Genomic DNA, 26,409 nt, shown 5'->3' with positions numbered 1-26,409 from the left:
TGGGTGGCCGGCATGCCCCGTCATGGCGGGTGGTGCCGCAGGACTCCAATTGAAAACCATAAACGGGAAGAAGGGGAGAAGCGTCTTGGACATCAGCGCCACCATCGCACAGGATCTTTGCGACTCCATCGGCCGGGAACTGGACTCCGTCGTCTCCATCGCCGGCAGGAGCGGTGCCGTCATCGCCTCAACCGCGCGGGAGCGGATCGGCACCGGCCATCCGGTCGCCGGCGACATCGTGGCCCGCCGGCTGGACGAGCGTGCCGTCACCCGCGATGAGGCGGCCAAGTCGGGCGGCACGATGCGGGAAGGCTATGCCATCGCCATCGAGCTGGACGGGGAACGGGTCGGGGCGCTCGCCATCGCGGCGCCGGCCGATCAGGCCCGCCGCTTCGCCCGCCTCGCGCGCCATTGGGTGCTGGCGACCCTGCGGGCCGAAACGGCGGAAACCCGCCGGGTCGCCCTGATGCGCGAATTGTCGGAACGGGTCGAGCGCGAGGTCGGCGGGTTCGCCACCGAACTGGCCGATGCCGGGCGCAAGCTGGAATCGGCGGTCGCGGCCGTCCGCTCCGCCGGGACGGATGGGTTGCGGCAGGCCGCCGACGCCGCGGGGGCGGCGCGTGCCGTGGATGGCTCGGTCAGCGCCATCGCCGGCATGCTCGACCGGCTGGCCTCGACCTCCGACCAGATTTCCGGGGACACCAGCAAGGCGCGCGAGATCAGCCTTGCCGCGGCGTCGGACAGCGACCGCGCCACCACAGTGATGAACTCGCTGCGCTCCGCCGCGGAACAGATCGCCAGCGTGGTGAAGCTGATCAATGCCATCGCCAGCCAGACCAACCTGCTGGCGTTGAACGCCACCATCGAGGCGGCGCGGGCGGGAGAGGCCGGGCGCGGCTTTGCCGTCGTCGCCAACGAGGTGAAGGCGCTGTCGCGCCAGACCGCCGACGCCACCAAGCAGATCGCCGATCAGGTCGCCAATCTGCAAAAGGAAACCGCCGCGGTGGACGAGGCGCTGGGCCGCATCCATTCCACCATCGGCTCGATCCAGGCGATCAACGGCACCGTCGCCGCCGCCATCGACGAGCAGGCGACCCTGACCTCGGAGGTCGCGCGGTCGCTCGACCGCTCGCGTCAGGACGCCATGGCGGCGGAACAGCGGATCGGCGACGCCGAACAGACGCTGGGGGGCGTGACCCGCAATCTTGAGGAGCTGACCGCGCTGAGCCGCGGCATCGCGGAGCGGGCCGGCAGCCTGGGCAGCGGTCTCGCCGGCCGCGTCACCGACGCGCTGCGTCAGACGCGCGGATAAGGCTGCTGGCAGTCGACGGAGTCGCCGCCGGCGATGGTGGTGCGGGGGGTGCCGCTTCTGGCGGCGGGGGCCGCACCGCCCGGCAGCGGCACGATCAGCCGGCGCTTCACCGGCTGCTGTGCCGCCCGGCGCGACACGCCGGCGAAGATCTGCTTCGACGCCTCGATCATCGTCACCCCGGCGAAGGCCTTGAACCAGCGCCCGCCGACCTCTTCCCAGGCGGGTGCCGTCTTTTGCAGGAAGTGCGAGCGGAGCGGCGGCATGAACAGGGCGTGGCGGGTGCGTTCCGGCACGAACATGGTGTCGCGCAGCACCTGCTTCAGCTGCGAGGCGGAATAGGGAAAGCCGTGGCCGAAGGGCGTCCAGTCGGCGCGCGCCCACAGGCCGCGGCGGTTCGGCACCACCGCCAGCACCCGGCCGCCGCCGGCCAGCACGCGCCAGATCTCGCGCATCATCGGGCGCAGCTGCTCGGTGCCCTCGAGCCCATGGACCAGAAGCACGCGGTCGATGGTGTTGTCGCCGAAGGGCAGGTCGGCCTCGTCGCCCAGCGCCACCATGCCGGGCCCTTCCGCCGGCCAGAAGCTGACTCCCTGGCTGGCCGGCATCACCGCCACCACCCGGTCGGCCTCGCCCATGAAGGGTCGCAGGTAGGGTGTGGTGTAGCCGACGCCGAGAACGATCTGGTCGCGCACGTCCGGCCAGATGGTGCGGATGCGCCGCCGGATCATCCGCTGGGCCGTCTGCCCCAATCCGGACTCGTAGAACTCCCTCAGATCGACGATATCTGTGTACATGGTATCCCAAGCGTAACACGGGTTTCGTATCGCAACAGCAGGGAGTCCGCTGCCGTGGAGGTCATTCTCGTTCCGGCTTTCGCCGACAACTATATCTATGTGCTGCGTGACGCGGCATCCGGCAAGGTCGGTGTGGTCGATCCCGGCGACGCTGCCCCGGTGCAGGCCGAGCTGGATCGGCGCGGTTGGTCCCTGACCCACATCTTCCTGACCCATCATCACGACGACCATATCGGCGGAGCGGCAGCGCTGAAGGAGGGCTATCGCGCCAGCGTGGTCGGCGCCCGTGCCGACGCCCACCGCATCCCCGGCATGGATGTGGCGCTCAGCGACGGCGACCGGACGGTGTTCGGCGAGCAGACCGCCCGCGTCTTCGCCGTGCCCGGCCACACCAGCGGCCACATCGCCTTCTGGTTCGAGGCGGCGGAAACCCTGTTCAGCGGCGACACGCTGTTCTCGCTGGGCTGCGGCCGTCTGTTTGAAGGCACGCCGGCGCAGATGTGGGAGTCGCTGCAAAGCCTGCGGGCGCTGACCGACCGGACCCTGGTCTATTGCGGCCACGAATACACCCAGTCGAATGGCCGCTTCGCCCTGACCGTCGATCCCGCCAACGCCGCCCTGCATCAGCGGATGGAGGAGGTTGCGGAACTGCGCGAGCGGAACCGGCCGACGCTTCCCACCACCATCGGCATGGAACGGCGCACCAACCCCTTCCTGCGCGCCGACGATCCCGGTGTCCAGGCCGCCATCGGCATGACCGGCGCCCCGTCGGTGGAGGTGTTCGCCGAACTGCGCCGGCGCAAGGACCATTTCCGCGGGTGAAGCTTGCCGACAACCAATCGAATGCGGAAGGAGCGTCCATGTTGAAGCTGCGCTGGAGCCCCACCTCGCCCTATGTGCGCAAGGTGATGATGGTCCTGATCGAACGCGGGCTGGAGGACCGGGTGGAGCGGGTGACGACCGATCCCTGGTCGGCCGACACCGATCTGCCGACGGACAACCCGCTGGGCAAGGTCCCCGCCCTGACGCTGGAGGACGGCACCACGCTGTTCGACAGCCCGGTGATCGTCGAGTATCTCGATTCGCTGGGCGACCGGGCGCCGCTGTTCCCGCCGGCCGGCCCGGCCCGTTGGACGGCGCTGCGCCAGCAGGCCGTCGCCGACGGCATCTGTGATGCCGCCATCCTGCGCCGGCTGGAATCCATGCGTCCGGACGGCGAAAAATCGGCCAACTGGATGGAACGCCAGCGTAAGGCGGTGGCCCGTTCGCTCGACCTGCTGGAGGCGGAGGCCGCGTCGCTGGAGGGTGAGGCGACCATCGGCATCCTGTCGGTGCTGGTGGCGCTCGGTTACCTCGATTTCCGGTTCGGGCACGAGGATTGGCGCGTGGGGCGCCCGGCGCTCACCGCCTGGTTCACCAAGGCCTCTGACCGGGACAGCCTGCGTCGGACGGCGCCGCCGGTGTAACGGCGGCATTCCTTCCAGATTCTACGCGGTATGCGTGCAGTAACGCGGCGTCCGGCCCAGTCGGGCGCCGCTGTTCGTTTCACGCGCTGTTTACGTTCGATTCACCATGACCGCCTGCGCGACCGATGATTTCCGGCCTCCGGCAATCTTTCGATTGTGCGTAGCGAAAACTTCATCCAACCGTCACCGATTCATCCAACCAGAAGGGCTACCCATGGCACCGGCCGGCTTGCGGAGAACCGCGGGCGCGGTACGGACAACCTCCAAGCCACGGGTGGCCCATATGGCAAAGCCTATCGACCAGCGCCGGCGGTCCGGCATCAAGTCGAAGATGCTGATCGCCTTCGGAACCGTGGCGGCACTGCCCTGCATCGCGGCGGTGGTCGGCTGGATGTCCTACGGCGCCGTCCGCGGCCATGTCGCCGACATCACCGGCACCCAGGTGCCGGTGCTCAGCGCCGCCCATGGCCTCGCCACCACCACGGCGCGGGTGCTGGCGCTGGGGCCGCTGATCGACGCCGCTTCGTCGGAGGAGGATCTGGTCCGGCTGCGCAATGCGGCGGGCGAGCAGCGCCGGGCGCTGGACGGTCAGCTCGCCCAGCTGGCCGGCGGACAGGGCCATGCTGGTGGCGATGCGGCCCGCGTCGCCGACCTGACCGGAACCGCGCGCTCGCTGCTGGGTACCATCGATGCGCTGGGGACGGCGACCGGACGGCGGCTGACCTTGCAGGAGCAGCGCAGCGGCCGGCTGGCGGAGCTGAGCGATGCCCATGCCCGTCTGCTCGCCGCGCTGAAGCCGGACATGCAGGCCTCGCGCGAACAGCTGGCCCAGGCGATTTCCGCGATGGTGCAGGCGACCTCCGAATCCTCCGCGGTGATCGGCGCCGAACTGGGGCAGACGGTGATCCCGCTGTTCCAGCTGCGCGGTGCCGAAGCGGCCCTGGCAAAATCGCTGCTGATCGGCGCCTTCGAGACCAACCGGTCCAAGGTGATGTCGCTCTCCACCGACTTCGACTCCGCGCTGTCCGACCTGCAGGGCGCACTGCGTCCGCTGGCGAAGAGCGAGGCTGCGGCCCCGGTGGTGGCGACGATCAACGAGCTGGCCGCCTTCGGCGATGGCGATGCCAGCGTCTACACCCGCCGCGTCCGTCAGCTGAGCCCCGGGATTCCGGAGGCGGAAGGGCAAAAGCTGACCGAGTCGCTAAACGCCAGCGTCGACGACATCGTCCGGCTGGACCGCGACGCCAACGCCCGCATGCTGCCGCTGATGCTGAATTCGCGCGGCCGCATCGCCGAGGCCGGCAATGCGATCGCCGAACGGATGCAGGATTTGTCCACCAACACGGTCCCGGCGGCGCAGCAGCGCTACACCGTCCTGAGCGGCCTGATGGCCGACGCCAACCTGCTGGCCGGCAAGCTGGCGGAGGCCGGCAACGCCGAGACGCCGGCCCGTCTGGCTGCCGCCCGCCGCACGCTGGCCCCGCTGGCGGCAACGATCCGCAGCACCCTGGCCGCGTCAGGCGACGATCTGGGGGCGGAGGTCCGCCGGCTGGCGGAGCGGCTGCTGGACCTTGGCTTCGGCAACGACGGCATCCTGGCGCTGCGGGCCGGCGAGCTGGCGGCCTATGCCGAGAATGCCGCGCTGATCGACAGCAATCGCAGCACCGGCGCCACCCTCACCGCCATGGTCGACGGGCTGGTCCAGGCGGCGGAAAAGGCGACCGCCGACGGGGCCGCCGCCGCCCACGAGGCGCTGGAACGCACCAATCAGGTTCAGATCCTGCTGGCGACCGCCGGCGTGCTGCTGGCCGGGCTGATCGTCTCGCTCTATGTCGGCCGCCGCGTCGTCGGCCGGATGGAGGCGCTCGCCGACGCCATGCGCCGGGTCGCCGGCGGCGACCTGACGGTCGAGCAGAAGGCCGACGGCAATGACGAGATCACCGACATGGCCCGCGCGCTGTTCGTCTTCATCGCCAACGCCCGCGCCATGGAAGAGGCGCACGAGAAGGTGGAGATCGAGCGCCGCAACGCCGCGTCGGCCCGCCGCACCAGCATGCTGGAGATCGCCGACCAGTTCGAACGCAACGTGCTGAGCAGCGTCGAAACGCTGGCCGAGGCCGCGCGCCAGATGGCCGCCCGCGCCCGCTCGCTGACCGACATCGCCGCCAACGCCAACGACCGCGCCGAGGCCGCGATGCAGCTGTCCGGCGAGATGGCGGCGGGCATCCAGCAGGTGGCGACCGCCGCTTCGGAAATCTCCCAGTCCATCGCCGAGATCAGCAAGCGCACCGGCGAATCGGCCCGCATCATCGGCGACACCGCCGCCGGAGCGGAGCAGGTGAAGGCCACCGTCGCCGACCTGTCGAGCACGGCGGGAGAAATCGGCACCGTCGTCGGGCTGATCGACGAGATCGCCGGCCAGACCAACCTCTTGGCGCTGAACGCCACCATCGAGGCGGCGAGGGCAGGGGAGATGGGCCGTGGCTTCGCCGTGGTCGCCGGAGAGGTGAAGGCCCTTGCCGGCCAGACCGCCCAGGCCACCGCCGAGATCGCCCGCCAGATCGCCGCGACCCAGGCGGCCAGCCGCGAGACGGCGGAGGTGGTGGCGGCCATGACCGGCAGCGTCCAGCGCATCGAATCCAACGCCTCGGCCATCGCCGCAGCGGTGGAGGAGCAGGCGGTGATCACGTCGAGCATCGTCGACAGCTCGCACCGCGTGGCGGTCGGCACCCAGGCGGCGTCGGACCATGTCGCCGGCCTGTCCGAGGCCGCGGCCAAGGTGCGTACCCAAGCCGGTGACGTGCTGCTGGTGGCGGAAGGCCTGTCGCACGAGGCGACCAACCTCGGCTCCGCCGTGCATCTGTTCCTCCAGGAAATCCGGGCCGCGCGATGAGCCTTGCCAGGACTTCGCGTTCCCAGTCTCGAACGGGTCGGTTTCATAAAACTGACACGTAAACAAAACAAACCCGTCACCGGCGGCGGCTATGGTCACCGCGACGAAGAAGGCGGGTTCCGACATCCGGCCAAGGCCGGGCTTTTCCGAAAAACCCAACCAAACCGTCCAAACCTATCGGGAGTTTAGCCGTGAAAACCATGACCTCGGCGTTCGTTCGCTGCGCTGCCTTCGGTGCCCTGGCCGTCCTGTCCGTGTCGGTCGCCCCGATTTCGGTCGCCTCGGCCGCCGACATCTCCGGCGCCGGCGCCACCTTCCCGTACCCGATCTATGCCAAGTGGGCCGACGCCTACAAGAAGGAGACGGGCACGGGCCTGAACTACCAGTCGATCGGTTCGGGCGGCGGCATCAAGCAGATCAAGGCCAAGACGGTCACCTTCGGCGCGTCGGACATGCCGCTGAAGCCGGAAGAGCTGGAGCAGGCCGGCCTGATCCAGTTCCCGATGATCATGGGCGGCGTGGTTCCGGTCGTGAACCTGAAGGGCATCAAGGCCGGCGAGGTCAAGCTGTCGGGCACCGTTCTCGCCAACATCTACATGGGCGAGATCACCAAGTGGAACGACGCGCAGATCAAGGCGCTGAACCCCAACGTCAACCTGCCGAACACCGCCATCGCCCCGGTCTACCGCTCTGACGGGTCGGGCACCAACTTCCTGTTCACCGACTACCTGTCGAAGACCAGCCCGAAGTTCAAGACCCAGATCGGCGCCAACACCTCCGTCCAGTGGCCGGCCGGCATCGGCGCCAAGGGCAACGAGGGCGTGGCCAACATGGTCAAGCAGACGGACGGCTCGATCGGCTACGTCGAATACGCCTACGCCAAGCAGAACAACATCACCCATCTCGATCTGCAGAACAAGGACGGCAAGACCGTCTCCCCGAAGATCGAGGCCTTCCAGGCTGCCGCCGCCAACGCCGACTGGGCCAATGCCAAGGGCTACTACGTCCTGCTGACCGACGAGCCGGGTGCGGAGAGCTGGCCGATCACCGGCGCCAGCTTCATCCTGATGTACAAGACCCCGCAGGACGTGGCGTCTTCGGCCGAAGCGCTGAAGTTCTTCGACTGGGCCTACAAGAACGGCTCCAAGATGGCGACCGAGCTGGACTATGTCCCGATGCCGGACGCCGTGGTGTCGCTTGTCCAGAAGACCTGGTCGCAGACCATCCAGGCCGACGGCAAGCCGGTCTGGACCGCGTCGGCCAAGTAACGACGGCCAACCGACCCCGGGCGGGCCGCTGGTTGGCGCGCCCGGGGGCATGATCGCCGGAGGGGACGGAAATTGCGCCGTCCCCACCGCACGCCTCACGGAGCGGCCATGACCGAGATCGCGCTGACCTTGACCGACGCACACGCCTCCACCGCCCGACGGGCCCGCCGCCAGCGCCTGCAGGATGCGGCTTTCCGCAACGCCACCCTCGCATTCGCGCTGCTCGTCCTGCTGATTCTGGGCGGCGTCACGGTTTCCCTGATCGACGGCGCGCTGCCGGCACTCCGCGCGTTCGGCTTCGGCTTCGTCGGAACCGAAGTCTGGAACCCGGTGTCGGAGGAATTCGGCGCGCTCGCCCCCATTTACGGCACGCTGGTAACGTCGGTCATCGCCATGGCTGTCGGCATTCCCGTCAGCTTCGGCATCGCCCTGTTCATCACCGAGATGTGCCCCGCCTGGCTGAAGCGCCCGCTCGGCGTCGCCATCGAGCTGCTCGCCGGGATCCCCAGCATCATCTACGGCATCTGGGGCCTGTTCGTCTTTGCCCCCTTCATGCAGTCGACCATCCAGCCCTTCCTGATCAATACGCTGGGCCAGATCCCCGGCATCGGCAACCTGTTCATGGGGCCGCCCTACGGCATCGGCATCCTGACCGCCGGCCTGATCCTGGGCATCATGGTTCTGCCCTTCATCACCTCCATCACCCGCGACGTCTTCGAGACGGTGCCGCCGATGGTGCGTGAATCCGCCTACGGGCTGGGTGCCACCACCTGGGAGGTGGTGTGGAACGTGGTGCTGCCCTACACCCGCACCGGCGTCGTCGGCGGCGTGATGCTGGGGCTGGGCCGCGCGCTGGGCGAGACGATGGCGGTTACCTTCGTCATCGGCAACGCGCACCGCATCAGCTCCTCGATCATGGCGCCGGGCACGACGATCTCGGCCTCCATCGCCAACGAGTTCACCGAGGCGGTTGGCGACGTCTACACCTCCTCGCTGGTGGCGCTCGGCCTGATCCTGTTCCTGATCACCTTCGCCGTCCTGTCGATCGCCAAGCTGATGCTGCTGCGCCTGCAGCGCAAGGCCGGAGTTTGAGGCCCATGACGATGTCCAATTCCGCGACGCTGGCGACCCCCATCGGCGGGCTGTATCACCGCCGGCGCATCGCCAACAAGCTGGCGCTGTCGCTGGCGCTGGGGGCCGCCGGCTTTGGCCTCTTCTGGCTGGTCGCCATCCTGTGGACGCTGCTCTACAACGGGCTGTCGGCCATCAACCTCAGCCTGTTCACCGAGAACACCCCGCCGCCGGGCGGCGAGGGCGGCCTGCTGAACGCCATCTTCGGCAGCGTCGTCATGACCGCGGTCGCCACCGCGGTCGGCACCCCGGTCGGCGTCATGGCCGGAACCTATCTGGCGGAGTTCGGCCGCAACACCAAGCTGGCCGAGGTGGTGCGCTTCATCAACGACGTGCTGCTGAGCGCGCCGTCGATCATGGTCGGCCTGTTCGTCTACGAGGTGCTGGTGATCCGCATGGGCCATTTCTCGGCCTGGGCGGGTGCCATGGCGCTCGCGGTGCTGGTGATCCCGGTCGTCGTCCGCACGACCGAGGACATGCTGAAGCTGGTGCCCAACAGCCTGCGCGAGGCCGCCGCCGCGCTCGGTGCGCCGCAATGGAAGGTGATCACGATGGTCGCCTACCGTGCCGCCCGCAACGGCATGATCACCGGCATGCTGCTGGCCGTCGCCCGCATCAGCGGCGAGACCGCGCCGTTGCTGTTCACCGCCCTGAACAACCAGTTCTGGAGCGCGGACATGAACGCGCCGATGGCCAACCTGCCGGTGGTCATCTTCCAGTACGCGATGTCGCCCTATGAGGACTGGCGCCAGCTGGCCTGGGGCGGCGCGCTCCTGATCACGGTCGCCATCCTGCTCCTCAACATCGGCGCCCGGCTGCTGGCCGGTCTCGGCACGACGAGAAAGTAACCATGACGATGACCCACATGGACGCCAACAGCCAAGCCCACGGCAGCCACCCGATGCCCCCCGGCATGATGGCCGGCGCCGCCGCCGACCGTGCCATCGCCGGTGCCGGCCTGCCCGAGAAGATCACCGTCCGCAACCTGGACTTCTTCTATGACGGCTATCGCGCGCTGAAGAGCATCTCGCTGCCGCTCTACGACCGCCAGGTCACCGCCTTCATCGGCCCGTCGGGCTGCGGCAAGTCGACCCTGCTGCGCATCCTGAACCGGATGTACGACCTCTATCCCAAGCAGGTCGCCACCGGCGAGGTCATGCTGGACGGCGTCAACATCCTGTCGCCCAAGCAGGACCTGAACCTGCTGCGCGCCCGCGTCGGCATGGTGTTCCAGAAGCCGACGCCGTTCCCGATGTCGATCTACGACAACATCGCCTTCGGCGTGAAGCTGTACGAGAAGCTGTCGCGCGCCGACATGGACGAGCGTGTGGAGTTCTCGCTACGCCGCGCCGCCTTGTGGGACGAGGTGAAGGACAAGCTGCGCCAGAACGGCATGAGCCTGTCCGGTGGCCAGCAGCAGCGCCTGTGCATCGCCCGCGCCATCGCGGTGAAGCCGTCGGTCCTGCTGCTGGACGAGCCGACCTCGGCGCTCGATCCGATCTCCACCGCCAAGTGCGAGGAGCTGATCGACGAGCTGCGGTCCGACTACTGCATTGCCATCGTGACCCACAACATGCAGCAGGCGGCCCGCATCTCCAACTTCACCGCCTTCATGTATCTGGGCGAGCTGATCGAGTTCGGGAACACGGAAGAGATCTTCACGAATCCGACCAAGGAAAAGACCTCCGAATACATCACCGGCCGCTTCGGCTGACGCTGGCTGCGCCGTGTTCGGCAAGCGCGAAAAGCTCCTGTCACCGGATGGTGACAGGAGCTTTTTTGTTTCTCCCTCAATCAGGATTCGGCAGGCTATGAAGCCCTGGAGGTTTAGCCGACCGTTCAGGAAATTTCCATAATCGAACTTATGTGTTTTTCTCTTGTAAGCGCATGTAAGGGCAATGTCAGCGCTTTGATAGCCCGCCGCGAAAAATCATCCGAAGTCGGAAATATTCCGCTTCCAAATCGCCTTCGCTTCCTCTATGATCCGCCCCACTTCGCGATGCCGTCCGGCCCGCCCATTCCGGCCGGGGTCCGCCTGCGTCCCTTTTGGACGCTTGCATTTTTTGATTCCAAAGGTTTTCAATGTCGTCCGTTCGTCCGCGCAAGGCCGCGATAGCCTTCATTCTCGTCACCGCCGCACTCGACATCGTGGCGATGGGCATCGTCATTCCGGTGCTGCCGGCGCTGATCGAGGAGTTCGCCGGGGCCGATGCGCAGGCCGGCACCATCAACGGTGCGCTGGTGGCGCTGTGGGCGCTGATGCAGTTCTTCTCCTCGCCGGTGATCGGGTCGCTGTCGGACCGCTTTGGCCGGCGGCCGGTGATCCTGCTGTCGGCGCTGGGGCTGGCGGCAGACTATGTGCTGATGGCGGTGGCGCCGAATTTGTGGTGGCTGGTGTTCGGCCGTGCCGTTGCCGGCATCACCTCCTCCAGCTTCACCACGGTCTTCGCCTATATGGCCGACGTGACGCCGCCGGAGCAGCGGGCGCGCGCCTATGGCCTGATCGGCGCCGCCTTCAGTGCCGGCTTCATCGCCGGACCGCTGCTGGGCGGAGTGCTGGGCGAGATCTCGCCGCGGGCGCCCTTCTGGGGGGCCGGCCTGCTCAGTGGACTGGCCTTCCTCTATGGTCTGGTGGTGTTGCCGGAATCGCTTCCGCCGGAAAACCGCATGGCCTTTTCCTGGCGCCGGGCCAACCCGTTCGGAGCGTTCCAGCTGCTGCGCTCGCACCCGGAACTGTCGGGTCTGGCGATGGTCAATTTCATGCTGCATGTCTCCCACCAGATCTTTCCCGCCGTCTTTGTGCTCTATGCCGCGCACCGCTATGGCTGGAGCGCCTGGGATGTCGGTCTTCTGCTGTCGATGGTCGGTGCGCTCGACATGGTCATGCAAGGTTTGGTGGTGCCGCGCGTGGTGAAGTGGCTGGGCGACCGCGGCACCATGGTCGTCGGCCTGTTCGGTGGGGCGTTCGGGCTGGCCTGCATGGGGCTAGCGCCGGATGGCGGCTGGTTCGCCTTCGCCATCGTGCCGAACGCGCTGTGGGGGCTGGCGATGCCGACAATCCAGTCGTTGATGACACAGCGGGTCAGCCCATCCGAACAAGGCCAGTTGCAGGGCGCCAACATGAGCGTGGCGAGCGTCGCCGGCATCCTGGCTCCGGTCTTCTTCGGCACGGTCTATTCCGCCTCGGTCGGCAGCGATCCGCTGTTCCCGCATCCGGGCGCCGCCTTCCTGATCGCGGCCCTGGTGATGCTGATGGGCGCGCTGATCGGCTGGGTGGTGGCACGGCGCAACGGCCGGACGGGTGAAACGGGCGGCGTTGCCGCCTGACTCTCCACCGCGCCCTGCCCTCTCCCGTGCCCACACGCGCGCCTTGTCTCCCGGTCGGCTCCCTGGTCATCCCCCTGGCCACGCCCCTTGCACGGGCTGTGGGGCGTCCCACATAGCTGTCGCGCCACCCCGCACAATGTCCCATTGCTCCGCTGCGTTATCAGCGGTGGGAATTTGCCGGCCGACAAGGTAAGACTGTCGGCTTATCCATCCGCATTGTTGATCGAGACCCGGAGAACGCGATGCTCGCGGCCCCCAACCTGTTCACTCACCGCCCCGACCGCAGCGTGCGCCCCAAGGCGGCGCCCTTTCTGCCGATGTCGCGCGCGGAAATGGACCGGCTGGGCTGGGACCAGTGCGACGTGATCGTCGTCACCGGCGATGCCTATGTCGACCATCCCAGCTTCGGCATGGCGATCATCGGCCGGCTGCTGGAATCGCAGGGCCTGCGGGTCGGCATCATCGCCCAGCCGGACTGGAGCAGTGCGGAGCCGTTCAAGATCCTGGGCAAGCCGCGGCTGTTCTGGGGCGTGACCGGCGGCAACATGGATTCGATGGTCAACCACTACACGGCTGACCGCCGCCTGCGCCACAACGACAGCTACACGCCGAACGACGAGGGCGGCAAGCGGCCGGACCGCGCCGTCATCGTCTATTCCCAGCGCTGCCGCGAAGCCTTCAAGGACGTTCCCATCGTCCTCGGCGGCATCGAGGCCAGCTTGCGCCGCATCGCCCAGTACGATCATTGGAGCGAGAAGATCCGCCGATCCGTCCTGGTCGATTCCAAGGCGGACATGCTGGTCTACGGCAATGCCGAACGTGCGATCATCGAGATTGCCCAGCGTGCGCTGACGGGGGAATTGCCCAAGGCGATGACCGACATCCGCGGCACCGCCATCATGCGCTCGTCCCTGCCGGACGGTTGGACGGTGGTGGACAGCAGCTCCATCGACGATCCGTCCGCGCCGGTGTCGCCGCGCGCCGCCGGTGCCGACCGCATGGCGGTGCGGCTGCCCAGCTACGAGCAGGTGACGGCCGACAAGGTGCTCTATGCCCATGCCAGCCGCGTGCTGCACCAGGAGAGCAACCCCGGCAATGCCCGCGCGCTGGTCCAGCGCCACGGCGACCGCGACGTCTGGCTGAACCCGCCGCCGATCCCGCTCGAAACCAACGAGATGGACGGCGTCTACGACCTGCCCTATGCCCGCGCGCCGCATCCGTCCTACGGCGATGCGCGCATCCCGGCGTGGGAGATGATCCGCTTCTCGGTCAACATCATGCGCGGCTGCTTCGGCGGCTGTTCCTTCTGCTCGATCACCGAGCATGAGGGGCGCATCATACAGAGCCGGTCGGAAGGGTCGATCCTGCGCGAGATCGAGCATATCCGCGACAAGACCAAGGGCTTCACCGGCGTCATCTCCGACATGGGCGGGCCGACCGCCAACATGTATCGCCTCGCCTGCAAGGACAAGGAGACGGAGTCGGTCTGCCGGCGCCCGTCCTGCGTCTTCCCGGACATCTGCAAGAACCTGAACACCGACCATTCCTCGCTGGTCCAGCTCTACCGCAAGGCCCGCGCGGTGCCGGGGGTGAAGAAGATCCACATCGCGTCGGGCCTGCGCTACGACCTCGCCGTCCGTAATCCGGAATATGTGAAGGAACTGGTGACCCACCATGTCGGCGGTTACCTGAAGATCGCGCCGGAACACACCGAGCCGGGGCCGCTGGGCAAGATGATGAAGCCCGGCATGGGGGCCTACGACGAGTTCAAGCGGATGTTCGACAAGGCCGCGAAGGAGGCCGGGAAGAAGCTCTACCTGATCCCCTACTTCATCGCCGCCCACCCCGGCACCACGGACGAGGACATGATGAACCTCGCCTTGTGGCTGAAGCGGAACGGCTTCAAGGCGGATCAGGTACAGACCTTCCTGCCCTCGCCGATGTCGCTGGCGACCGCGATGTACCACAGCGAGCGCAACCCGCTCCGGCCGGTCCGCCGCGTCGGATCGGAAATCGTTTCGTCGGCGAAGGGGTTGAAGCAGCGCCGCCTGCACAAGGCCTTCCTGCGCTACCACGATCCAGAGAACTGGCCGATCCTGCGCGAGGCGCTGAAGCGCCTGGGCCGCGAGGATCTGATCGGTCCGGGCGAGGAGCATCTGATCCCGGGCTGGCAACCGGTCGGCGCCACCGCCAAGCCGCGGGAGAAGGGGGGCAAGACCTTCTTCACCCAGCAGGCCGGCCAGGGCCGCCGCGTGGTGCCGCCGGTGGGCAAGGCGCCCGTTGGCAAGGCGCCGGGGGCGAAGCCGGCCGCTGGGGCTGGCGGCAAGCCGTCCGGCATGAAGCCGCGCCAGACCAATTTGAAGGGTCGGTGACGGTAAAGCGCACAGGCCCAATTCCCCTCTCCCCCCGGGGAGAGGGTCAGGGTGAGGGGGATGCACTGCGAGGATTATCGCAATGTCCCGCCAGGCATCCCCCTCACCCTCCCCACTTCGTGGGTCCCCTCCCTCTCCCCGAGGGAGAGAGGGCGATGACCGCCACGTAATGCCTTCGCGCCGGCTGCCTGAAGCCACGCACCGTCACCTGTTCGCATTTCTCCCAACGGCGCCGCCGCCCGCATGGCCGGCCCCTGCCCCGGTTGGATTCCCATGGCACAGTCGAAACGCACCCCGCGGCCGAACGCCATCCGCAGCGTTCTGGCCTTCACCTTCCGTCACTGGCGCCGCCAGACACCGCTGGCCGTCGGCATTGCCGGCGCCATCGCCCTGTCGACGCTGGCCGACGTCTTCATGCCGCTGTTCGCCGGCCGGCTGGTCGATGCCCTCACCCTGCTGCCGGGCGACCGCGACGCCGCACTGCATGCGGCGCTGACCGCCTTCGGCGCCATGGTGGCACTCGGCGTCGGCATGGTGGTGATGCGCCACATCGCCTGGAGCTGCGTCATCCCCTTCACCTTGCGCATCATGGCCGATGTCGGCCAGGACAGCTTCCACCGCATCCAGCGCTTCTCCACCGACTGGCACGCCAACAGCTTCGCCGGATCTGTGGTGCGCAAGATCACCCGCGGCATGTGGGCGCTCGACACGCTGGACGACACGCTGCTGCTGGCGCTGTGGCCGTCGCTGGTCGTGCTGATCGGCACGATGGTGACGCTGGGGCTGCATTGGCCGGCGATGGGACTGGTGATCGCGCTCGGCACCGCAGTGTACATCGCGATGACGGTGCTGTTCTCCACCCTCTACATCGCGCCGGCCGCCCGGCTGTCGAACGCCTGGGACACCAAACTCGGCGGGACGTTGGCCGACGCCATCGGCTGCAACGCCGTGGTCAAGGCCTTCGGCGCCGAGCCGCGCGAGGACGACCGCCTGTCCGGCGTCGTCGGCAAATGGAGCCGGCGCACCCACCGCACCTGGACCCGCCACACCCGCCACAGCACCGTGCAGCTGGTCGTGTTGCTGCTGATCCGCAGCGCCGTGGTCGCGACGGCGCTCTGGCTGTGGTGGCGCGGGCAGGCGACGCCGGGCGACGTCGCCTATGTGCTGACCACCTATTTCGTCGTGCATGGCTATCTGCGTGACATCGGCATGCACATCAACCACCTCCAGCGCTCGGTCAACGAGATGGAGGAGCTGGTGGCGATCCATGCCGAGCCGTTGGGGGTGGAGGACCGGCCGGAGGCCACCCCGATCCGCATCCGGGCGGGCGAGGTGCGCTTCGACCGCGTCACCTTCCAGTATGGCGGCCACACCACACCGCTCTACCGCGACCTGTCGCTGACCATCAAGGCGGGCGAGCGGGTCGGGCTGGTCGGGCCGTCGGGGTCGGGCAAGACCACCTTCGTCAGGCTGATCCAGCGCCTCTATGACGTGACCGACGGCCGGGTGCTGATCGACGGGCAGGAGGTGGCGGGGGCGACGCAGCACTCCCTGCGCTCCCAGATCGCCATCGTACCGCAGGAGCCGATCCTGTTCCACCGCACGCTCGCGGAGAACATCGCCTACGGACGCCCCGGCGCGTCGATGGCGGAGATCGAGCGGGCCGCCAAACTCGCCAACGCCCACGACTTCATCGTCCGCCTGCCGAAGGGCTATGCGACGCTGGTTGGCGAGCGCGGCGTCAAGCTGTCGGGCGGCGAGCGGCAGCGGGTGGCGCTGGCCCGCGCCTTCCTGGCCGACGCGCCGATCCTGATCCTGGACGAGGCGACCTCCAGCCTGGATTCGGAATCGGAGGCGCTGATCCAGGAGGCCATCGAGCGGCTGATGCAGGGCCGCACCGCCATCATCATCGCCCACCGCCTGTCCACCGTGCGCACGCTGGACCGCATCCTGGTCTTCAACCAGGGCCGGGTGGTGGAGGAAGGCAGCCACGCCGTCCTGCTCCACCGGCCGGGTGGGCTCTATCGCCGTCTGTTCGAGCAGCAATCGGCGCCGGAGCCGGTCCGGCGGATCGGGGGGTAGAGTCTGCCCGGCGCCTCTACAGGCACCGGGCAGACGCAGACGCTCTCACACGAACAGTTCCATCGTCTGCGGCACGTTGCGCGGCGTCTCCCCCGCCAGGATGGCGCGGGCGACATCGACGGCGGCGAGCAGGCCGCTTTCGGTGAAGGGCTTGGGCAGGCAGCCGATGCCGGTCAGCGGGCCGTCCTTCTTCAGCTCGTCGCGGAAGGAGGTGATGAACAGGCAAGGCACACCCAGCTTGGTCAGTCCCCGTGCGGCGTCGATGCCGTTGGTGCCCATTCCCAGATGCACGTCGACCAGGGCGAGATCCGGCTTGTCGTCCGCGGCGATTTCCACCGCCTCCACGGCCGTGACTGCCGGGCCGATGACGCTGTGGCCGACATTCTCCAGATACAGCTGCTGTTCGAGCGCGATCAGCACCTCATCTTCAACCAGCAGGATCTTCATCCCGAGATCTCCTCTGGCGAAGAGGTCTCAAGCAGCGGCACCTCGTCCGGCACCGCAAGCTCGATGCGGAAGGTGGTGCCCTGGGCGGTGGTGTCGATGTCGACGCTGGCCCGGATCTGGCCGGCGAGGCTGGAGATCAGGCGCATGCCGAGGCTGCGGCTCTTGCGGATGTCGAAGTTGGACGGCAGGCCCGGACCGCGGTCCGAGACGGTCAGGGCGAGCTTCTCGTCTTCGCGCCGGAAGGTCACCGTCACCCGTGCCGCACCGTTGCCGCGATGCTTGACCGCGTTGGTGATCAGTTCGTTGGCGATCAGGCCGAGCGGGGCGGCATGGTCGATGGGCAGGTCGACCACGTCCGACCGCACGACGATGTCGCACATGCTGTCGCCGCCGGATGCGCGCGCCAGATCCTCGCACAGCTCGTTCAGGTAGGTGCCGAACTCGATGGTCTGGAACTGGTCGGCCTGATAGAGGCGATTGTGGACGCGGGCAATCGCTTCGATGCGGCTGCGGGCATCCTGGAAATGCACCCGCACCCCCTCGTCGGGCAGGCTCAGCGTCTGCAGGGTCAGCAGGCTGGACACCAGCTGCAGGCTGTTCTTGACGCGGTGGTTGACCTCGCGCAGCAGCGTCGATTTCTGGCCGACCAGCTTGCGCAGCGCCGCCTCCATCGACTTGATCTCCGTCACGTCGATGTGCATCAGCACGGTGCCGCCGAAGGGGCCCGCCGGCATCGGGGCGGCGAGACAGCGGAACCAATGCTGGTTGTTGGTGACATATTCCGCCGACACCGGCGGCCCGCCTTCGCTCAGCAGCCTGCGCAGGTTGTCCATCACGGTGTCGGCGCGCGGGTCGACGGTTTCGCCCCGGCCGCAATGGTGGAGATAATCATCGCCGACGATGCAGCCCTGGCCGAGGAAGGTCGTTTCCGGCCCGGCTTCGCCCCAGGCGCGGTTGACCGAGACGATGTGGCCGGAGCGGTCGAGCACCGCGATGAAGGCGGGCAGTGCGTCCAGCGTCGCCTTGGTCTGCTCGGCCAGCTGGCGCATGGCGAGCGCGCTGGTCCGCAGCTCCTCTCGGGTGCGGCGGCGTTCGGTGATGTCGCGCAGGATGCCGGTGATGAAGCTGCGCCCTTCCGATTCCCAGCGAGCCATCGACAGTTCCAGGTCGATGTGGCTGCCGTCGCGACGCCGGCCGGACAGCTCCACCGGCGGCGCCGCCATATCGATGCCGGCGGCACCCGGCCCGCTGCCCTCCGCCATGGCGATCCAGTCGGGAGCATCCTCGCCCAGCAGCACCGCGACGCTCTGTCCGATCAGCTCGTCCGGCCGATAGTCGAACTGACGGGTGGCGGTGCCGTTCATCCACTGCACCATGCCGCGGGTGTCGGTGGTGATGATGGCGTCGGGGGCGGTGTCGACGATGGCGCGATAGCGCGCGTCGCGCTGTTCGCGCAGCACCCGTTCGCGGTTCACCGACGCGGTCACGTCGGTCACCTGGATCAGGCAGCGCGCCTCGTTGCCCGCGGATTGCGAATGGGGCGAGGATGCGTGCGACGGCAGGGGACGGATCACCACATTGTGGACCATCCGCCGCCCGTCCGGCAGGCGCAGCGGGAACAGCATGGGGTTCAGCGTGTGCGACAGGACGCCGGGTGCGCCGGTGGCCAGCGTATCGCGCACGGCGATGTGCAGACGCGATTCCCGCAGGTTGGGCAGTGCGTCGAACAGGTCGTGCCCGAGGATCTCCCTGGCCGTCAGGGTGGAGGCCTGCTCCATCCAGCCGTTCCAGTAGAGAACGCGGCAATGGCGGTCCAGAAGCAGGATGCCGGCATCCAGCGCGCCGAGGACATCCAGTGCCCAGGTGGGTTGTTCAGGCAATCTGGGAGCCATGAGACGACGTTCCAGCGGATGTGGGTTCTTCGGCGGCGATGCCTTCGATGAAGGCGTGGATCAGTTGCTTCAGGGACTGGAGGGACGAAACCCCCATCAGCAGGGCGATGTAGCCGCGGATGCTGCGGCTGCGGATGGTGAAATCGATGTAGAGGAACAGCACCAGCTCATCGCCGCTGCCGACCTTGTCCTTGAGGATGTTGGCGCCATCGCCGCGCAGCACCGCCGGCAGCGAGATGGTCAGCCGGTCCTTCAGCGCGTTGGCGACGACGACCAGGCAACCGTTGAGGATGATGTTGCCGATCTCAGCGAGGGCGTCCTGCTCCAGATCGACGATTTCCGCCAGGGTCAGGTCGCCGCCCAGAACCGCACGGGCCAGTTCCAGGCTGTTGGCCTCCGGAAAGATCAGCATGGCGCGGCCGTCGAAGGAGCCCTGGAACTGCTGCTCCACCGCCACCAGCCCGCTGCGCTCGCGCGCGGCCAGGAAATCGGAAGCCTCCTGCCGGCTGACGATGTCCACGGTCGGCACGGACAGCAGAACCTGGTCGTTGACCATGCGGCTGAGATGGGTGGCGGCGCGGCCGACCCCCATATTCACCAACTCGGTCAGCGCATCGCGCTCCAGGTCGGTCAGTTCCACCATCTCTCGGCGCCTGTTCATCTTGGTCTCGGCTTCTCAACCGGCGCCGCCGGGCGGTCGCATCACAAATGTGGCCTATCGATGGGAAAAAAGGCACCCCCGTCAATGTCATATGTTAATTCCGCGACGCCATAGCCGATATAGCCGCCCACTTCCCACAATGGTCAGCCCAGCAATCCACCATCCAAAGACCCAGCTTCGGAACCTTTGGCAAGTCGCTGGGATTTTTGCGCAATATTGCTTAAGACGCGAAACTAAATGACCGGCACGGTGTTGTGGGGCGGGACAGTCCCTCAAGGCGGGGATACCTCACAAGGGACTTGTCCTCGGGGGGATGGCGACTCCACATGTAGGGGCGGCGTCCGCCTGCGATGGGCGCCATGTCTTAGGAGACGTCGATGACCCCCGAGGAACGCACGCTTCTGTCCGACCTGTTCCGTCGCCTGCGCGATGTGGAGTCCCAGCAGACCTCCCAGCCGCGCGACGCCGAAGCGGAGGACTTCATCCGCCGGTCGGTGCAGGACCAGCCGCTGTCGTCCTACTACATGGCGCAGACCGTCCTGGTGCAGCAGCAGGCGCTGACCGCGGCACAGACCCGGATCGAGGAGCTGGAACGCCAGATGCGCGAGCGTTCGGCCCAGCCGGCCCAGTCCGGCGGCAGCTTCCTGTCGAACGCGCTCGGCATTGGACGCAGCCCGTGGGGCCGTGGGGCCGAACCTTCCCCTGCCCCCTCCTATCCGCAGGCGCCGCAGGGGCAGCCGCAGCAACAGCCGGCCGCCGGCCGCAGCCCGTGGGGAGCGGCGCCGGGTGCCGCATATCCGCAGCAGCAATACAGTCCCTCCCCCGTCCCGCAGCCGGGCATGGCGCCGCGCGGTGGCGGATTCTTCGCCGGTGCGGCGCAGACGGCGGCCGGCGTGGCCGGCGGCATGCTGGCGGCGAGCGCCATCTCCTCCCTGCTGCACCATTCGCCCGGCCCCTTCGGTACGGCGATGGCACAGCCGATGGCCGGCGAAACGATCAACGAGACGGTGATCACCAACAACTACTACGGCGACGACCAGGGTCTGCAAAGCGATGCGGGCGGCGACACGGCACAGGATGCCGCCTATGTGCCCGATCCGCCGCCGGCCGACGATGCATCGTACGACGATCCGTCCTTCGACGATGGCGGCAGCGGCGGGGACGATTCCTGGATCTGAGTCCACGGTTGCGGGCCAAGTCCGGTCCGGCCCGCGATTCCGCAGTCTGCGATTGCCTATTGCGTCGCAGACTGCGGCGTCGATGGATGGTCTCCTCCAGACGATCCGAGCCATGGTTAACAGGCCTGGGTTAACAGGTGCGCGATCCGTGAGCGGTGGACGGGGCCGATCACGGCCGCGTGCTTGTACAGTCCTTCACACGCATAAGGTCTTTCCCTGATCGAGAGCTTTACCGTCCTGCTTTGGTATGAGCCTTGCGCCCTTGGTCGCGGTTCAGTTCAAACGGAAACACCATCCATGGCCATCACCGTCACCATCGCCCCCTGCCGCGCCAACCGGTCGTCGAATGGCCGGATGCGGCTGCCGCTTCAACTGCTTGAGATCGCCCAGGCGATGTCGGACGATTGCGACGGGGATCCGATCCATATTCTGGACTCGGACGGCCAGGAGGCTGCGGTGATCGGCCGGCGCGAGGTCGAGATCGAGCTGTTCTGAGGATAGGCGCCACATGGTGCGCGATCCTCACTCCTCGTCCTTGTAACGGCTGGCGATGTCGGTGAACTCGTCCTCCAGGGCGTTGAAGGCGTCGACAACGGCGGGATCGAAATGGCTGCCGCTGCCTTCACGGATGATGGAGGCCGCCTGTTCGTGCGGGAAGGGCGGCTTGTAGCAGCGGCGGCTGATTAGCGCATCGTACACGTCGGCGACCGCCATCAGGCGGGCCGACAGCGGGATCGCCTCTCCCGCCAAGCCCTGGGGATAGCCGGTGCCGTCCCAGCGCTCGTGGTGGCCATGGGCGATCTCCCGCGCGATGCGCAGGAACGAGCTTCCGCCGGCGATGGCGAGGTCGGCCTGCCCTTCGGCGGCGAAGATGGCGTCGTGCCCCAGGGCCGCGTGGGTCTTCATCACCTCGAACTCGTCGTCGCTGAGCTTTCCCGGCTTCAGCAGGATCGAGTCCGGAATGCCGACCTTGCCGACATCGTGCAGTGGTGCCGATTTGTAGAGCAGCTCGATGGTTTCCTCGTCCAGCTGGCCGGCATAACGCGGGTCGCGGCTGAGATGGAGGGCGAGCGCCAGCACATAGTTCTGGGTCCGCCGGATGTGGTTGCCGGTTTCGTTGTCGCGGGTTTCCGCCAGCGAGGCCATGGCGCGGATGGTGGCGTCCTGGGCGCGCAGCAGGTCGCGGGTGCGTTCCGCCACACGATCCTCCAGCTGCCTGTTCTGGTCGGCGAGCGCGCGTTGCGCCTCGCGGAGCGCGATGTGGGTGCGGACGCGCGCCAGCATCACCGGCGGGGAGATCGGCTTGGTGATGTAATCGACGGCTCCCACCTCGAACCCGCGGGTCTCGTCATGGACCTGCCCCATTGCGGTGATGAAGATCACCGGCACGCCGCGGGTGCGGGCGTCGCTTTTGAGCCTCCGGCAGACCTCGACGCCGTCCATGCCCGGCATCATCACGTCCAGCAGGATCAGGTCGGGCAGCGGGTCGCCGGCCAGACGGGCAAGCGCCTGCGGGCCGTCCTTCGCCACGATCAGGCCGTAGCTGTCGCGCAACAGATCGGCCATGACCTTCAGGTTGATCGGCTCGTCGTCGACGATCAGGATGCGCGGCTTGTCGCCGTTCGGCTGTCCGACCGGGGGCGGCAGGCTCATGTCGCGGTCTCTCTCAAATCGCGCAGGCGTTCGCGCAGTTCGGTCAGGGCGGTGGAGGCGTCGTCGAAATCGAAGGCCCCCGCATGACGGTTTACACGCTCGGCTAGGGACGTCACCGGGCTGCCGGCCAGCAGGCAAGCAAGCGCATCGGCCAGATCGCCCGCTTCCGGATCTCCGGCGATCAGCAGGCCGCCCAGCCGGTCGGACAGCGATTGCGCCGCGCGCAGCATGTCGCGCGGAAGGCTGGCCGATGCCGGCGGTTCGGGCATCGGGGTGATGTCCGCAACCGGCCGGCCGAGGCTGCCGATTCCCTCCACCACCCGCGCAAGGGCGTCGGCAAGCCGGTCGAGCAGGCCGTCCTCGACAGCCGGCGGCACCGTCATCGCGCCGGCCTCCACCCGGCCCGCCAGACCGGACAGCTCCATGGCGCCGATGGTGGCCGCCGTGCCCTTCAAGGTGTGGGACAGCCGCAGCACGTCCTTCCAACGGTCCTCGCAAACGGCGGTGGACAGCCGCACCGCCTCTGCCTCATGGGTGGCGGCGAAATCGATCAGGATCCGGCGCAGCAGGGCGAGGTTGCCGTTCACATTGCGCCGGGCGACCGCGAGATCGAGCGGCGGCAGGCTCTCGGGCAGCGCCTGGGCGGCCGATACCGCGGAGACCGCCGGTATTGCGGCATTCCCGGTGGTGGCCGCGGCGGCGCCGCCGATCCCGCGCACCGGCTTCAGCCAGCGGGCGAGTGCGGCGTAGAGCGTCTCCGGGTCGATCGGTTTGGAGACATGGTCGTTCATGCCGGAATCGAGGCAGCGCTCGCGGTCGCCGGCCATGGCGTGGGCGGTCATGGCGATGATCGGCAGGCTCGACAGTTCCAGCTTTCGCCGGATCAGCCGCGTCGTCTCGTAGCCGTCGAGCCCCGGCATCTGCACATCCATCAGCACGAGGTCGAATTTCACCTCACGCAGGCATTGCAGGGCCTCCTCGCCGCTGCCGACCACGGTGGCCTCGATGCCGACCAGCTCCAGCAGGCCGCAGGCGACCTGCTGGTTGACCAGATTGTCCTCCACCAGCAGCACGCTGCGCCCGACCAGCGCCGACAGCTCCGTCGACTGGGCCGGATCGTGCACGCGGCGTGCGGACTCGCCGGGCCGGGCCGCAGCCCCGCCCAGCGCCATCATCACCGAATCGAACATGGCGGACGGCGTCACCGGCTTTTCCAGCACGGCGGTGACCGGCCGGTCGGGACCGGCCGCGCTCGTGTTTTTCAGCGCGCCGTCCAGCGCCCCCTGCACCCCGTCAGTGCCGTAGGCGGTGGTCATCACCACAGGCGGCTGGGCGCCCGGCAACGCGCGCAGGCGGCGCAGCGTCTCCACCCCGTCCAGTTCCGGCATGCGCCAGTCCAGCACCACCAGCTCCACCGGCGGCCTGATGCCGGTCTGTCCTTCCTCCAGCCGGCGCAGCGCCGACAAGCCGTCGCCGACCGATTCGACGGTCAGACCGAAGCGTTCCAGCATGTCGGTCAGAATCGAGCGCACGGCATCGCTGTCGTCGACCACCAGCACGCGGCGGTCCATCAGGTCGCGCGGCAGCCGGTCGTCGGTGGTGTCGCCGGCCGCGACCCGGCAGCGGATGGAGAAGCGGAAGATGCTGCCCTCGCCCGGCCGGCTTTCCACCGACACGGTTCCGCCCATCAGCTCCACCAGCTGCCGGCAGATCGCCAGCCCCAGGCCGGTGCCGCCGAAGCGCCGCGTGGTGGAGCTGTCGGCCTGGGTGAAGGGGCGGAACAGGGCGGCGGCCTGTTCCGGCGACATGCCGATGCCGGTGTCGCAGACCTCCACCTCCAGCCGGTAATCGTCGGCGGTGCCGATGCGCCCGCCGACCGTCACCGCCACCTCGCCCCGTTCGGTGAACTTCACGGCGTTGGAGACGAGATTCAGGATGACCTGACCCAGCCGCAACGGGTCGCCGACCAGCGTGCCCGGCACGCCGCCATGCAGGTCGACGATCAGTTCCAGCCCCTTTTCCCGCACCTTGGGCAGGACGACGGTCGCCACCTCCTGCAACACGTCGCCGATGTGGAAGGGGATCGCCTCGATCGTCAGCTTTCCGGCCTCGACCTTCGAGAAATCGAGGATGTCGTTGATGATGCCGAGCAGGCTGCGCGAGGAGGCATGGATCTTGTCGAGGTAATCGCGCTGTCGCGGCGTCAGCTCCGTCTTCATCATCAGGTGGCTGAGGCCGATCACCGCGTTCATCGGCGTGCGGATCTCGTGGCTCATGTTGGCCAGGAAATCGCTCTTCTGCCGGTTGGCGCGGTCGGCCTCCTCCTTGGCGCGGGCAAGCTCGTCCTCGGTCCGCTTGCGGTCGGTCACATCCTTGTGGATGCCGGTGATGCGGGTCGGCAGGCCGTCGGCGTCGCGGTCCGTCACCTTGCCGGCCGACAGGATCCAGACCCAGGCGCCCGATTTGTGGCGCATGCGGAACTCGACCTCATAGACCGGGGCGCGGCCGGCCACATGATCCTCCAGTGTCGCCAGCACGCGGTCGCGGTCGCCCTCGTGAAGCAGTGCCAGCCAGGTGGCGCCCCTTCCCGCCAGTTCGCCGGGCGCATAGCCGAGCATGCCGAGCCAGAGGTCGGAGAAATAGGCATGGTCCGTCACCGGGTTCCAGTCCCACAGCCCGGTGATGGAGGCGTCCAGCGCCACCGTCAGCCGTTCCTCGCTTTCCTGCAAAGCGGTCAGCATGCGCTGGCGCTCGGTGATGTCCTGGAAGACGGTGACCGAGCCGACGATGCGGCCATCCTCGCGCAGCGGCACCGCGGTGATGGCGATGGGGAAGATCGTGCCGTCGCGCCGGACGAAATGATCGGTTTCCGAGCGGTGGATCTCGCCGCGCCGGACGGTGTTGAGGACGGTGCAGTCCTTGCCCGCGACCGGCCGCCCCTGCCCGTCCTTGTAATGCACGGCATCATGCAGGGTGATGCCGTGCAACTCCTCCAGCGACCAGCCGAGCAGCCGTTCGGCTTCCGGGTTGAGGAAGGTGCAGAAGCCGTTGCGGTCCAGCGAGAAGACGCCCTCGCCCATGCTGTCGGTGATGCTTTGCAGGAAGCGGCGGCTGTCCTCAAGCTCCGCCTCCATCCGCTTGCGCTCGGTGATGTCGGTGCGGATGGCGATGTACTGGTGCGGCTGGCCGTTGGCGGTCAGCTGCGGGACGATGGTCGCCGCCACCCAGTATTCCTCGCCCGCCTTGGTGCGGTTGCAGATCTCGCCGTGCCAGACCTGCCCGTCCATGACGGTGTGCCACATCTCCGCGAAGAAGCCGGAGGGGTGGTGGCCGGAATTGACGATGCGGTGCGACCGGCCGAGCAACTCTTCGCGGGGGAAGCCGCTGATCTGGCAGAATTTGTCGTTGGCGTAGGTGATGATGCCGCGGTGGTCGGTGATGCTGACGATGGCATGCTGGTCGAGCGCGAATTTCTGCTGTTCCAGCGCCCGTTGCGCAGCGGAGCGTTCCTCCACCAGCCCTGCCATCAGCTGGCTCAGCCGTTCCAGGCTGTCGGTCGGGCTGCTGTCGGCCGCATCCGGCAGTTCGGGACGGCCATCCGCCCGCAGCAGGCTGTTGGCGATGCCGCGCAGCCGGCGGATGGCATGGGCCTGCGCCGCCGCCTCGCGCCGCAGGCGCTCGTTGGTGTCGGCCAGCTCCTCCGAACTCAGCTGCAGGCTGCGTGCCCTGAGCGTCAGGTCGCGGTCCGCCTGCTCATAGCTCTGGCCAATGCGGGTGAACAGCGCCGGCAGCGTCTCCAGCATCCGCGCCGCCTCCGCCGACAGACCGGCGGTGCCGGCGAGCGCCTTCAACTCCGCCAGGACGGAGTCTGCCGCCTCGGCGGTCGGCAGGCCCAGCACCCGCTTGAACTGGCTTTGCAGCAGGCGGTGCATG

General features: G+C 67.9%; 19 protein-coding genes. 13 read left to right on the top strand and 6 right to left on the bottom strand.

Features of this window, described 5'->3' with window-relative positions; all coding sequences use genetic code 11:
* The first annotated feature begins 85 nt into the window (after positions 1-85).
* Positions 86-1,312 carry a methyl-accepting chemotaxis protein gene (locus tag ACWPN8_RS01315; protein WP_492239646.1) on the top strand — a complete coding sequence of 409 codons (1,227 nt, stop codon included), beginning with the start codon at positions 86-88 and terminating at the stop codon, positions 1,310-1,312.
* On the opposite strand, the gene ACWPN8_RS01310 is transcribed toward ACWPN8_RS01315, so the two are convergent.
* Positions 1,297-2,106 (bottom strand): methyltransferase domain-containing protein, encoded by an 810-nt coding sequence (locus ACWPN8_RS01310; RefSeq protein ID WP_109096212.1) that lies wholly within the window; start codon positions 2,104-2,106, stop codon positions 1,297-1,299. The genes ACWPN8_RS01315 and ACWPN8_RS01310 overlap by 16 nt on opposite strands.
* 54 nt (positions 2,107-2,160) lie before the next feature.
* Between ACWPN8_RS01310 and gloB the strand changes: the two genes are divergently transcribed.
* The 10 genes from gloB to ACWPN8_RS01260 all read left to right on the top strand — a co-directional run bounded on the left by gloB (position 2,161) and on the right by ACWPN8_RS01260 (position 16,645).
* On the top strand, positions 2,161-2,928 hold the full coding sequence (gene gloB / locus ACWPN8_RS01305; RefSeq protein WP_492239645.1) for a hydroxyacylglutathione hydrolase: 768 nt from the start codon (positions 2,161-2,163) through the stop codon (positions 2,926-2,928).
* Positions 2,929-2,966: 38 nt separating this feature from the next.
* A complete protein-coding gene (locus ACWPN8_RS01300) occupies positions 2,967-3,572 on the top strand; it encodes a glutathione S-transferase N-terminal domain-containing protein (protein WP_199237504.1) in 606 nt (201 codons plus the stop codon).
* A gap of 283 nt (positions 3,573-3,855) precedes the next feature.
* Positions 3,856-6,465 carry a methyl-accepting chemotaxis protein gene (locus ACWPN8_RS01295; RefSeq protein ID WP_492239644.1) on the top strand — a complete coding sequence of 870 codons (2,610 nt, stop codon included), beginning with the start codon at positions 3,856-3,858 and terminating at the stop codon, positions 6,463-6,465.
* A gap of 200 nt (positions 6,466-6,665) precedes the next feature.
* Positions 6,666-7,733, top strand: coding sequence for a phosphate ABC transporter substrate-binding protein PstS (gene pstS / locus ACWPN8_RS01290; protein ID WP_109096215.1), 1,068 nt, complete (start codon positions 6,666-6,668; stop codon positions 7,731-7,733).
* Positions 7,734-7,841: 108 nt separating this feature from the next.
* Positions 7,842-8,825, top strand: coding sequence for a phosphate ABC transporter permease subunit PstC (gene pstC, locus ACWPN8_RS01285; protein WP_109096216.1), 984 nt, complete (start codon positions 7,842-7,844; stop codon positions 8,823-8,825).
* 5 nt (positions 8,826-8,830) lie between these two features.
* Complete coding sequence (gene pstA, locus ACWPN8_RS01280) at positions 8,831-9,712, top strand: phosphate ABC transporter permease PstA (protein ID WP_109096217.1); 882 nt, start codon at positions 8,831-8,833, stop codon at positions 9,710-9,712.
* A 2-nt stretch (positions 9,713-9,714) separates the two neighbouring features.
* On the top strand, positions 9,715-10,578 hold the full coding sequence (gene pstB / locus ACWPN8_RS01275; RefSeq protein ID WP_282188099.1) for a phosphate ABC transporter ATP-binding protein PstB: 864 nt from the start codon (positions 9,715-9,717) through the stop codon (positions 10,576-10,578).
* Between the two features lie 368 nt (positions 10,579-10,946).
* On the top strand, positions 10,947-12,191 hold the full coding sequence (locus tag ACWPN8_RS01270) for a TCR/Tet family MFS transporter (protein WP_492239643.1): 1,245 nt from the start codon (positions 10,947-10,949) through the stop codon (positions 12,189-12,191).
* A gap of 242 nt (positions 12,192-12,433) precedes the next feature.
* Positions 12,434-14,563: a YgiQ family radical SAM protein gene (locus ACWPN8_RS01265; RefSeq protein ID WP_492239642.1), complete on the top strand. Its 2,130-nt coding sequence runs from the start codon at positions 12,434-12,436 to the stop codon at positions 14,561-14,563.
* A gap of 273 nt (positions 14,564-14,836) precedes the next feature.
* Positions 14,837-16,645 carry an ABC transporter ATP-binding protein gene (locus tag ACWPN8_RS01260; protein WP_492239641.1) on the top strand — a complete coding sequence of 603 codons (1,809 nt, stop codon included), beginning with the start codon at positions 14,837-14,839 and terminating at the stop codon, positions 16,643-16,645.
* Positions 16,646-16,690: 45 nt separating this feature from the next.
* On the opposite strand, the gene ACWPN8_RS01255 is transcribed toward ACWPN8_RS01260, so the two are convergent.
* The 3 genes from ACWPN8_RS01255 to ACWPN8_RS01245 are packed head-to-tail and all read right to left on the bottom strand — an operon-like array spanning position 16,691 to position 19,645.
* Positions 16,691-17,092 carry a response regulator gene (locus tag ACWPN8_RS01255; protein ID WP_492239640.1) on the bottom strand — a complete coding sequence of 134 codons (402 nt, stop codon included), beginning with the start codon at positions 17,090-17,092 and terminating at the stop codon, positions 16,691-16,693.
* Positions 17,089-18,984 (bottom strand): sensor histidine kinase, encoded by a 1,896-nt coding sequence (locus tag ACWPN8_RS01250; RefSeq protein ID WP_492239639.1) that lies wholly within the window; start codon positions 18,982-18,984, stop codon positions 17,089-17,091. Before ACWPN8_RS01250 ends, ACWPN8_RS01255 begins: the two co-directional genes overlap by 4 nt.
* A complete protein-coding gene (locus ACWPN8_RS01245; RefSeq protein WP_247872810.1) occupies positions 18,965-19,645 on the bottom strand; it encodes a chemotaxis protein CheX in 681 nt (226 codons plus the stop codon). Before ACWPN8_RS01245 ends, ACWPN8_RS01250 begins: the two co-directional genes overlap by 20 nt.
* 377 nt (positions 19,646-20,022) lie before the next feature.
* Here ACWPN8_RS01245 and ACWPN8_RS01240 point away from each other — a divergent pair, with 377 nt between their 5' ends.
* Positions 20,023-20,823 (top strand): DUF2076 domain-containing protein, encoded by an 801-nt coding sequence (locus ACWPN8_RS01240; RefSeq protein WP_492239638.1) that lies wholly within the window; start codon positions 20,023-20,025, stop codon positions 20,821-20,823.
* Between the two features lie 297 nt (positions 20,824-21,120).
* Entirely contained in the window at positions 21,121-21,318 is a 198-nt protein-coding gene (locus tag ACWPN8_RS01235) for a hypothetical protein (protein WP_492239637.1), read from the top strand.
* Positions 21,319-21,345: 27 nt separating this feature from the next.
* Here ACWPN8_RS01235 and ACWPN8_RS01230 read toward each other — a convergent pair whose 3' ends face one another.
* A complete protein-coding gene (locus ACWPN8_RS01230; protein WP_492239636.1) occupies positions 21,346-22,476 on the bottom strand; it encodes an HD-GYP domain-containing protein in 1,131 nt (376 codons plus the stop codon).
* Complete coding sequence (locus tag ACWPN8_RS01225) at positions 22,473-26,408, bottom strand: PAS domain S-box protein (RefSeq protein WP_492239635.1); 3,936 nt, start codon at positions 26,406-26,408, stop codon at positions 22,473-22,475. Before ACWPN8_RS01225 ends, ACWPN8_RS01230 begins: the two co-directional genes overlap by 4 nt.
* Between the last annotated feature and the right edge of the window lies 1 nt (position 26,409).

It is taken from the genome of Azospirillum sp. UENF 112521, assembly GCF_058780665.1.
This window is presented reverse-complemented; position numbering and strand designations above follow the sequence as displayed.

What these genes read in the sequence shown, in the direction of transcription:
- ACWPN8_RS01310 (WP_109096212.1), bottom strand. Translation starts at nt 2,106, where the DNA reads ATGTACACAGATATCGTCGATCTGAGGGAGTTCTACGAGTCCGGATTG.
- ACWPN8_RS01300 (WP_199237504.1), top strand. Translation starts at nt 2,967, where the DNA reads ATGTTGAAGCTGCGCTGGAGCCCCACCTCGCCCTATGTGCGCAAGGTG.
- ACWPN8_RS01295 (WP_492239644.1), top strand. Translation starts at nt 3,856, where the DNA reads ATGGCAAAGCCTATCGACCAGCGCCGGCGGTCCGGCATCAAGTCGAAG.
- pstS (WP_109096215.1), top strand. Translation starts at nt 6,666, where the DNA reads ATGACCTCGGCGTTCGTTCGCTGCGCTGCCTTCGGTGCCCTGGCCGTC.
- pstC (WP_109096216.1), top strand. Translation starts at nt 7,842, where the DNA reads ATGACCGAGATCGCGCTGACCTTGACCGACGCACACGCCTCCACCGCC.
- pstA (WP_109096217.1), top strand. Translation starts at nt 8,831, where the DNA reads ATGACGATGTCCAATTCCGCGACGCTGGCGACCCCCATCGGCGGGCTG.
- pstB (WP_282188099.1), top strand. Translation starts at nt 9,715, where the DNA reads ATGACGATGACCCACATGGACGCCAACAGCCAAGCCCACGGCAGCCAC.
- ACWPN8_RS01270 (WP_492239643.1), top strand. Translation starts at nt 10,947, where the DNA reads ATGTCGTCCGTTCGTCCGCGCAAGGCCGCGATAGCCTTCATTCTCGTC.
- ACWPN8_RS01265 (WP_492239642.1), top strand. Translation starts at nt 12,434, where the DNA reads ATGCTCGCGGCCCCCAACCTGTTCACTCACCGCCCCGACCGCAGCGTG.
- ACWPN8_RS01260 (WP_492239641.1), top strand. Translation starts at nt 14,837, where the DNA reads ATGGCACAGTCGAAACGCACCCCGCGGCCGAACGCCATCCGCAGCGTT.
- ACWPN8_RS01255 (WP_492239640.1), bottom strand. Translation starts at nt 17,092, where the DNA reads ATGAAGATCCTGCTGGTTGAAGATGAGGTGCTGATCGCGCTCGAACAG.
- ACWPN8_RS01250 (WP_492239639.1), bottom strand. Translation starts at nt 18,984, where the DNA reads ATGGCTCCCAGATTGCCTGAACAACCCACCTGGGCACTGGATGTCCTC.
- ACWPN8_RS01245 (WP_247872810.1), bottom strand. Translation starts at nt 19,645, where the DNA reads ATGAACAGGCGCCGAGAGATGGTGGAACTGACCGACCTGGAGCGCGAT.
- ACWPN8_RS01240 (WP_492239638.1), top strand. Translation starts at nt 20,023, where the DNA reads ATGACCCCCGAGGAACGCACGCTTCTGTCCGACCTGTTCCGTCGCCTG.
- ACWPN8_RS01235 (WP_492239637.1), top strand. Translation starts at nt 21,121, where the DNA reads ATGGCCATCACCGTCACCATCGCCCCCTGCCGCGCCAACCGGTCGTCG.
- ACWPN8_RS01230 (WP_492239636.1), bottom strand. Translation starts at nt 22,476, where the DNA reads ATGAGCCTGCCGCCCCCGGTCGGACAGCCGAACGGCGACAAGCCGCGC.
- ACWPN8_RS01225 (WP_492239635.1), bottom strand. Translation starts at nt 26,408, where the DNA reads ATGCACCGCCTGCTGCAAAGCCAGTTCAAGCGGGTGCTGGGCCTGCCG.